Consider the following 9,108-nt stretch of genomic DNA (forward strand, 5'->3'; position numbering starts at 1 on the left):
ACCGCCGCCCTCCGTCCGCCAGTCATTCGACCACGATCTTCCTGTCGGTAGCGATGCGCTTCCACTGCGCCAGATCCTGTTGCATGCGCACGCCGAATTGCGCCGGACTCATTGCCTTGGGAATGGAGCCATCCCGCTCCAGCACGACACGGACATCCTGCGACGCAGCAATCTCGTTGATCTCGCGATTCAGCCGCTGGACCAACGGCGCGGGCGTACCCGCCGGGGCAAGCAGGCCAACCCAGATTTCAAGCGCATAGCCGGGCACCGACGTTGCCAGCGGCGGCAATTCGGGAAACGCCGGGTTGGCGTGCCCCGAGGTCACGGCCAGCGCTTTTACCTTGCCCGACTGCAACTGGGTGACGAGCGAGCTGTAGTTGGACATCATCACGTCGATTTGCCCTGCCGCCAGATCCATCAGCGCATTGGAGGCGCCTTTGTACGGCACGTGCATCATCTGGATTTTCGAGGTGTCGCAAAGCAGCTCCGTCGCCAGTTGCGCCAGGGAGCCAATCCCCGCCGAGCCGTAGGTCAGCGCGCCCGGTTTCCCACGCGCCGCCGCAATCAGGTCGGCCGTCGACCTGATCCGCGTCGACGCCGAGACCGCCAGCAACAACGGCCCCTCGGCGACCATGGATACCGGCGCGAACGCGGCAAGCGGATCGTAGGGCGAGTGGGGCTGCGTGGCGGCGGCGGTCAGGAAGGTCGAGGACGTCAACAGCAGGACCGATCCATCGCGAGGCGCCTTGGCAACCCAGTCAGCGCCGACGACGCCCGCGGCCCCGGGCCGGTTCTCCACGATGACCGTCGTTCCCAGGCGCTTTGCAAGCGCCGGCGCAATCGCACGCGCGATCACGTCGTTGCTCGCGCCCGGCGAGAATGGCACGACGATTTTCATCAAGGGCGGCAGCCGGGGCTCGGCGTGGACCGCCACGGAGGTTACTGCAGACATCGCGGCAAACAGCAGCGCGATACGGGCTAACATTTTTCGCATTCAGTGCACCTGTCTCGTTAGTGGAGCGGTATGGCTGTGCCGGGCTGGACGCAGGGCGCCTGCCGCCCCGGGATCCCATGGAATGAAGCCGCCGATGCGCTTGCCTAGGCCGGAATATCCAGATTCAGCAAGGGCGCGTACTGCTGGGCGCCAAAGATATCGCCATCGCCGGCGCTGCCGCTGGGCCGGGTGCGATAGATGGTGAACTTGATTGCGTAGGCCGGATCGTATTCGACGAAATCCGAGATCCGCTCGACGGGGATCCGGTAGAGCGCGGCCATGCTTTCGCGGTTTAGTACGCGGGAGCGCTTGACGCGTTCGTATTCGGCGGCCTCCCGAAAGATGATGTCGAACGTGATCTTGTTGACCCCCGCGTTCTTGCTGCGGATCGTCTTGGCGAGTTGATGCAGTTTTTGCGTTGTCATGTGCTGCTCCTGTCTCAAATGCCCACTTCGATCAGATGCGTGGGGAACAAAGCCATGGGATCCTCTACCTCCACCGTGTGGTTCAGCGTCCAGCGGTAGGCCGCGCTGGCATGCAGGACTTCATCGAGAGGGAACGACACCGATCCGGCCGTGCCCTTCACATCGGGCAGGCGCGCATAGAACATCTGGCGCAAGCCGATCATCGTCACCTCCTCTGCCATCTCACGGGTGGGCGCAACGCCCTGGACCAGCAAACAGAGCTCGTGTCCGGGCTGGTCGCGTAGCGGTTCCAGCTCGCCCATCACGCCGTCGCGGCCGTACACGCTGTAGTGCAGTTCATAGCCGCTGTCGCCGAAGCGCGCGCGCACCTGCTCGCGTGCCCACGCAATCACCCGGTCCACGTTGGCAATGGTGTAGGGGTCCCGGATACCGCACAGGCCAACGTAGCGCTCACCCACTTTCCCGGCCCCTTCCAGCTTGACCCGGACCGCATCCGCTCCGATGAAGCGCGAACCGGTAATACGTGTGGTGCGTTCGCCGACCTGCTCATAGCGGCAATGCGTCATGTCCAGCTTGCCCCCGGCGACGAACTCCTCGTACGGATTGGAGCGCTCGTACATCGCGTGGCCGGATACCGAGGCGACCGTGCAACGCTGCTCCGGATGCATCGCCGTGACCTGGACGTCCTCATGCGATATCTCGCCCATCACGGTTTCCTTGCCGCCATAAGGCTCCGCACAGAACGACGCGCATTCAAGCACCTTGCCCAGGTAATACGAATGGTCGGCGGAAAAGCCGTGATGCAACGCCGGGGCGGCAAAGAGGGCGGCATCCGAACTGCGCCCGCCGATGATCACGTCAGCGCCCTGGCGCAGCAGTGCCATATAAGGATGCACGCCGGCCATGGCGACGATACGGTCGGTCGCGTCGAGCTCGCTCTCCGTCAGGTCGGCAAAGCCATCCAGCCCGCGCACCGCGTTTCCCCGCCGCATCGTCTCGCGGAGGAAGGCCTTGTCCACTTCGGAATAGAAGTAGCCGAGCCGGAACTTCTTCAGCCCATGCTGGCGGGCCAGTTCGCTGACGATGCGTACGTACAGGTCCACGCGGCTATTCGAACCGGTGTCGCCGGCCGAGCCGATGATCATCGGCACACCGAGACGGCGCGACGCCAGCAGCATTTGCTCAAGATCGTGGCGTTGCCACGCTTCGGGGCTCGTCGAGGTGTCCGACCCGAGCGGCACCGGGCCGACGTCATCGCTGCCCGAATCGGCGGCGATGTAGTCGGGGCCCGCCTCCACCCCCATTCGAAAGCTCTCGGTGCGCAAAGGCGCAAAGCCGAGATGGCCATTGGGGCAAATGATCTTCAGCGACTGCATGCAATGTTCTCCAGATGGTGTCTTCCCCGAGCGGGGCCTGACGAATCATTCTTCGCAGGTTTCATGCCATCACGCAGATCATTGCAAAACCTTTATTTTTCAATGACTTGGATAGTGCGGCCTCGCGTTATGCGTGTTTTACGCGCAAATTTTTGACGCCGATTGCGTGAATTTCACTCGCTCTCCTCATTGTTTCCCCCTGGCGAGGCCAGCAAGCCCAGCTTCGCCATCTGGTGCCGTAGTGCGTGCCGGCTCAACCCGAGTCTCTCGGCCGTCGAACCGAGGTTCTGCCGGCACGAGACCAGTGTCTGCGCGATCAGCGCGCGCTGGAAATGCGCCGTGGCTTCGTGATAATCCTGCGCAGGCCCGGATGCCGGGGGCGGGTACAGTGCTCCGTTCATGGTGGCCGGCAGCGATGCCGGGTCGTCCGGCTCGGCCGAGTGGGGCATCACGTCCCGCAGGATGCGGGCCGGCAAATGGTCCGGCCGGATGCAATCGCCTTCTTCCAGCAGGCAGATGCGTTCGAGCAGATTTTCGAGTTCACGCACGTTGCCCGGCCACCGGTACGCACGGAAGATGCGTTCCACCTCAGGATCCAGCCGCTGGATCCGGCTGCCGTACTGCGCGTTATATTTCGTCAGCGCGTTGCTTGCGAGCAGGAAAATGTCGTCGCCGCGCTCGCGCAGCGGCGGGATATTGATGGCGATCACCTGCAGGCGGTAGTACAGGTCCTCGCGAAACTTGCCGGCCTTGACCTCGCTCAGCAGGATCTTGTTGGTCGCGGCGATAAAGCGGACGTCGACGCTGATAGGACGCACCGCGCCGACCCGCCGGAAACGCCGCGTGTCCAGCAGCGTCAGGATCTTGGATTGCATTACCGGATCCAGCTCGCGGACTTCATCCAGGAACACCGTGCCGCCGTTCGCCGCCTCGATCAGCCCCTCCTTCTTGCTGACCGCTCCGGTGAACGAACCACGCTCATGGCCAAACAGTTCGGATTCGAGCAACTGGCCGGGTATCGCAGCGCAGTTGATATCGATGAACTCCCGCGCGGCCCGATTGGACTGGGCATGCAGCATGCGAGCCACAAGGCTCTTGCCGGTCCCGGTCTCGCCGTAGATCAGGATGGTGCTTGCCTGGCTGCGGCCCACGCGGGCGATCAGTTCACGCAGGGCGGCGATAGCCGGGTGTTCCCCTATGAGCTGCAGGCGAGAAGGTTCGTTCGTCATCGAGTATGGGAGCCGCCACCGGAAGCGGGGAGGGCTCCAGCGACCGCAACGTTGAAGTCAGTCATCTGCGCAAAGATAACCTATTCCGGCGTGTGGCTCGGCGGACCGGCAGCAGGGCGGGCCTCCCGAGACTGACGCATGGGCATTGTGGCACCCGGCAGGCGGCTGGTGCGGTATCAGTGATCGAGGATCTGGCTCAGGAACAGCTTCGTTCGGTCATGCTGCGGGTGCATGAAGAACGCTTCGGGTTCGTTTTCCTCGATGATCTCGCCGCCATCCATGAATATCACGCGATTGGCGACCGTCTTCGCAAAGCCCATCTCGTGCGTCACGCAGAGCATGGTCATCCCGCTCCTGGCGAGCCCCACCATGACATCGAGCACCTCTTTGATCATCTCCGGGTCGAGCGCCGAGGTGGGCTCGTCGAACAACATCACCTTGGGGCGCATGCAAAGGCTGCGCGCGATCGCCACGCGCTGCTGCTGGCCGCCGGAGAGCTGCCCAGGGTATTTTTTCGCCTGCTCCGGGATGCGCACACGCTCAAGGTATTCCATCGCGGCCTGCTCCGCAGCCTTGCGCGGCGTCTTGCGAACCCACATCGGCGCCAGCACGCAGTTCTCCAGGACCGTGAGATGTGGAAAGAGATTGAAATGCTGGAACACCATACCCACTTCGCAGCGGACTTTCTCGATATTCTTCACGTCGCTGGTGAGCTCCACGCCGTCGACTACGATCCTGCCGCGCTGGTGTTCCTCCAGACGGTTGATGCAGCGGATCATGGTGGACTTGCCCGAGCCCGAGGGCCCGCAGATGACGATACGCTCGCCTTTGGCGACGCTCAGGTCGATGTCCTTGAGCACATGGAACTTGCCGTACCACTTGTGCACGCCGTGCAGTTCGACCATGGCCGGGCCGGCGCTCGCAGCGTTCGCCGCCGGGCCGGCGGCTTGTACGGCATTCATGTGCGTCTCCTCATCGGACTTCAGCGCTTGTGGCCCGTTTGCAGCGTCTTCTCAAGCCACTGGCTGTAGCGCGACATGCTGAAACAGAAGACCCAGTAGATGCATCCCGCAAACAGGTATCCCTCGGTCGAAAACCCCAGCCAGTTGGCGTCGGCGTTGGCGGCCTGGATACTGCCGAGCAGGTCGAACAGGCCGATGATGAGTACCAGGCTCGTGTCCTTGAAGAGCCCGATGAACGTGTTGACGATCCCCGGGATCACCAGCTTGAGCGCCTGCGGCAGGATGACCAGCGCGGTCGACTTCCAGAAGCCCAGGCCCAGCGCCGCCGCGGCCTCGAACTGGCCCTTCGGGATACCCTGCAGGCCGCCGCGCACCACCTCCGCCATGTAGGCGGAGGCGAACAGCGCTACGCCGATCAGGGCGCGCAGGAGCTTGTCGAAGTTCAGTCCTTCGGGCAAGAAGAAGGGCAGCATCACCGAAGACATGAAGAGCACAGTGATGAGCGGAACCCCGCGCACCAGCTCGATGAACGCCACGCACAGGGCCTTGAGAACCGGCATGCTCGCGGCGCGCCGGCCGAGCGCGAGGAGGATGCCGAGCGGCAGGGCGGCCACCATGCCGACGATGGCGATCACCAGCGTGAGCGTCAGTCCTCCCCACTTGTTCGTCTCGACGTGGCTCAGGCCGAACCGGCCGCCGACCAGAAGGTAGAACGCGACAACCGGATAGACCAGGAGGAGCACGGCGCCCAGCCACCGCTTCAGCGCAAAGCGCTTGAAGAACAGCGGCACGACGAGCACCACGAGCAACGCGATCGCCAGGTTGACCCGCCACTGCTGGGCGACCGGATAGAAGCCGTACATGAACTGGTTGAGATGCACGTGAATGAAGGCCCAGCACGCGCCTGCCCGGGAGCAGGCCCCGCTGTGGGTACCCCTCCAGTCGGCCTTGATCAGTGCCCATTCGACAAGCGGCGGCACCACAAGATAGAGGAGGTAGAGCGCGAACAGGGTGAGCGCGCCGTCCTGGGGCGAGTCAAAGAGATGCTTGCGCAGCCAGCCGAGGCCCCCCATCGGGGCGGACGGCGGGGGCAGGTCGGCGTGGGATTGCCGGTGCGTCGTCATGGCCTAGCGCTCCACCAGCGCCATCCGTGCGTTGAACCAGTTCATGAACATCGAGATCACGAGACTGATGACGAGATAGACCGCCATGGTCATCGACATCACCTCGACGGCCTGGCCCGTCTGGTTCAGGGTGGTCCCGGCAAAGAGCGACACCAGGTCGGGATATCCGATCGCCGTGGCGAGAGAGGAGTTCTTGGTGAGGTTCAGGTACTGGCTCGTGAGCGGCGGGATCGTCACTCGCATCGCCTGCGGGATGATCACGAGCCGCAAGGTCCAGCCCGGGCGCAATCCGAGCGCATAGGCCGCTTCCGTCTGCCCGAGCGACACCGAGAGGATGCCGGCACGCACCGTCTCGGCGATGAAGGCGGCGGTATAGATGGAGAGCGACACCAGCAGCGCGGCGAGCTCCGGGGTCACGGCAATGCCGCCGGTGAAATTGAAGCCCGCAAGCTCGGGCTTCACCCATTGCAGCGGCCGGCCGGTGAGGACGAACGCGGCGAGCGGCACGCCGGCCAGCAAGGCGACGGAAGCAAGATACGCCGGGAAGCGCTTGCCGGTGCGCTCCTGGCGGTACCGCGACCAGCGCGCGAGGGCGACGGACGCCACCAGCGCCGCAACGAGCGCGGCTGCCGTCCAGCCAAATCCGGCCTGCGCCTGCGGGCGCGGCAGGTACAGTCCCCGCAGCGTGAGGAAGACCGAATCCCCGGCGTGCAGCGCCTCGCCGGGCGCCGGCAGGTTCAGGAAGACGGCGAAATACCAGAAGAGAATCTGGACGAGTAGCGGGAGGTTGCGGAAGATCTCGATATAGGCCAGCGCCAGCTTTGCCACCAGCCAGTTCCGGGAAAGCCGCGCCACGCCGACGATAAAGCCGAGGATGGTGGAGAAGACGATACCCAGCCCGGAAACGAGCAGGGTATTGAGCAGGCCGACGACGAAGGTACGCCCGTAAGTCGACGACTCCTCGCTGTAGGCGATCAGCGCCTGGTTGATGGCGAAGCCCGCCCGGTTCGAGAGGAAGCCGAAGCCCGTCGAAATGCCGCGCATCTCGAGGTTGTGCATCAGGTTGCGGACCAGGTAGGCCGCGAGCGCGACGGCGCCAGCGCTCACCAGCACCTGGAACGCGATCGCCCGGATCCGGGGATCGTTCCAGGGCGGCGGCCGCGTCGGCGGCGCTTCAGCGGGGTCCTTTGTCTGGGCCATGTTCCGGGGTCGCCTCGCATTCCTGGCCGGAATCCGGCAGGCGGGCGCGGCGCCGTGCGACGGGAAGAGGGCGCCTAGCGAATCGGCGGTGCATACTGCAGGCCGCCCTTGGTCCACAGCGCATTCAGGCCACGAGCGATCTTGAGCGGGCTGCCGGAGCCGACATTGCGCTCGAAGACCTGCCCGTAGTTGCCCACCTGCTTCACGACCTTGTAGGCCCAGTCGTCGGAGACGCCCAAACCGTGCTTGATGGCCTCCACGCCCAGCAGGCGCCTTACGTCCGGGTTCTTGCTCGCTTTCATCTGGTCGACGTTCTCCGAACTCACGCCCAGCTCTTCGGCGTTCAACATCGCAAACAGGGTCCAGCGTACGATGTTGAACCACTCCTGGTCACCCTGGCGCACCGCCGGGCCCAACGGCTCCTTGGAGATCACTTCCGGAAGCACGACGGCGCTGTCGGGATCGGCGAGCTTGATGCGCAGTGCATAGAGCTGGGACTGATCGCTGGTGAGGACATCGCAACGGCCGGCCGCGAATGCCTTCTCGGTTTCATCCGACGTGTCGTAGACGACGGCCTTGAACTTCATTTTATGGAGCGTGAAATAGTCCGTCAGGTTCAGCTCCGTGGTCGTTCCCGATCCCACGCACACCGTCGCACCGTCGAGCTTGAGCGCGGATTTCACGCCAAGCTTCTTTTTCACGAGGAAACCCTGTCCGTCAATGTAGGTAATGCCGGTGAAGACAATGCCCAGCGCGCCATCGCGGTTCAACGTCCACGTGGTGTTGCGCGAGAGGACGTCGACCTCGCCGGACTGCAGCGCGGTGAATCGCTCCTTGGCGGTGAGCGGCGTGAACTTCACCTTGGACGCGTCGCCGAAGACGGCAGCCGCAATGGCCCGGCAAACGTCCACGTCGATGCCCTTCCAGACGCCTTTCTCATCGGCCACGGAGAATCCCGGGAGGCCGGTGTTCACGCCGCATTGGACAAAGCCCTTCTTCTTCACGGCGTCGAAGGTCGCCCCGGCGTGGGCCGTGCCGGCCGCGATGGCGAAGGCCACCATCGAAGCGGCTACGATTGCGCTGCGCATACGCATCACGTCCTCCGCGGTTCAGATTCATTGAGCAGGCAACAACGCGCGGACGCATCAAGAAAGCCCGCAAGATGGCACCGCATGTGCCGGCTTGTCCCGCCACACCGCTGCCACCGCAAGGAAGACGCGAGTCCGCCGGCGCGGTACAGATGAGTCATATTGCCAGGCCAGGACGCGCGAACAAGCGCACCATAGTTCTCACTGTTTATAAGGCTAGAATAGCGAAGACGCTTTCGCAAGAAGGTAGTTTGGCCATGCAGGCGGCTGGCGCCAACGGTGGAATCCAAGCGCTGCGGGCCAGTCTCGCCTCCCTTGCGCGGCGCGACTCGAGTGCGCTGGGTGCGGTCTCTCGCCGCGATCGGCCGGCGGGAGCCGGCCTTGCCACCGGCTCCCGCCTTGACGGCTACGCCGCAGGCGCCTCGGCCTCGCACTGCGCGGCCAGTTCGCTCAACACCATGGCCTCATGCGCCAGCCCAGCGGCCAGCGTCAGCACGCGGTTCTGGATCTCCGCGTTCAGGTCGCCGAAGACGCCGGCTTCGGCGTTGTCGCAAGCCAGGAAGAGCAGGGCGTAAAGCTGCGCCGATTTCTCGGTGGCCAGGCTCAGCGGGGTTTCGCAGGGCATGCGCGCGCTCAGATAGATATCCGCGTTGCGGTACTCGGCGGTGAGGCCGTGGCGGGTGTGCTGGCGGGGTTTATCCATTGGGGGC

Annotated in this window: 9 protein-coding genes; all 9 read right to left on the reverse strand. The window is 64.2% G+C overall.

Going from position 1 to position 9,108, the window contains the following annotated elements; all coding sequences use genetic code 11:
• Nucleotides 1-22 precede the first annotated feature (22 nt).
• Complete coding sequence (locus tag P3W85_RS25545; protein WP_276266805.1) at nucleotides 23-994, reverse strand: tripartite tricarboxylate transporter substrate binding protein; 972 nt, start codon at nucleotides 992-994, stop codon at nucleotides 23-25.
• Between the two features lie 104 nt (nucleotides 995-1,098).
• On the reverse strand, nucleotides 1,099-1,419 hold the full coding sequence (locus P3W85_RS25550; protein WP_017227150.1) for a DUF4387 domain-containing protein: 321 nt from the start codon (nucleotides 1,417-1,419) through the stop codon (nucleotides 1,099-1,101).
• A 14-nt stretch (nucleotides 1,420-1,433) separates the two neighbouring features.
• Nucleotides 1,434-2,795 (reverse strand): acyclic terpene utilization AtuA family protein, encoded by a 1,362-nt coding sequence (locus tag P3W85_RS25555; RefSeq protein WP_276266806.1) that lies wholly within the window; start codon nucleotides 2,793-2,795, stop codon nucleotides 1,434-1,436.
• A 173-nt stretch (nucleotides 2,796-2,968) separates the two neighbouring features.
• Complete coding sequence (locus tag P3W85_RS25560; protein WP_017227152.1) at nucleotides 2,969-4,024, reverse strand: sigma-54 interaction domain-containing protein; 1,056 nt, start codon at nucleotides 4,022-4,024, stop codon at nucleotides 2,969-2,971.
• 176 nt (nucleotides 4,025-4,200) lie between these two features.
• Nucleotides 4,201-4,929 carry an amino acid ABC transporter ATP-binding protein gene (locus P3W85_RS25565; protein ID WP_430869617.1) on the reverse strand — a complete coding sequence of 243 codons (729 nt, stop codon included), beginning with the start codon at nucleotides 4,927-4,929 and terminating at the stop codon, nucleotides 4,201-4,203.
• A gap of 77 nt (nucleotides 4,930-5,006) precedes the next feature.
• Entirely contained in the window at nucleotides 5,007-6,110 is a 1,104-nt protein-coding gene (locus P3W85_RS25570) for an amino acid ABC transporter permease (protein ID WP_276266808.1), read from the reverse strand.
• Between the two features lie 3 nt (nucleotides 6,111-6,113).
• Entirely contained in the window at nucleotides 6,114-7,310 is a 1,197-nt protein-coding gene (locus P3W85_RS25575; RefSeq protein ID WP_276266809.1) for an amino acid ABC transporter permease, read from the reverse strand.
• Nucleotides 7,311-7,384: 74 nt separating this feature from the next.
• Nucleotides 7,385-8,398, reverse strand: a complete 1,014-nt coding sequence (locus tag P3W85_RS25580) for an amino acid ABC transporter substrate-binding protein (protein WP_276266810.1) — start codon at nucleotides 8,396-8,398, stop codon at nucleotides 7,385-7,387.
• 406 nt (nucleotides 8,399-8,804) lie between these two features.
• Nucleotides 8,805-9,108: hypothetical protein (locus P3W85_RS25585; RefSeq protein WP_346430290.1), on the reverse strand; the 304-nt coding region annotated here is incomplete at its 5' end.

Origin of the sequence: Cupriavidus basilensis (assembly GCF_029335485.1) — a bacterium.
Classification (GTDB): domain Bacteria; phylum Pseudomonadota; class Gammaproteobacteria; order Burkholderiales; family Burkholderiaceae; genus Cupriavidus; species Cupriavidus basilensis_E.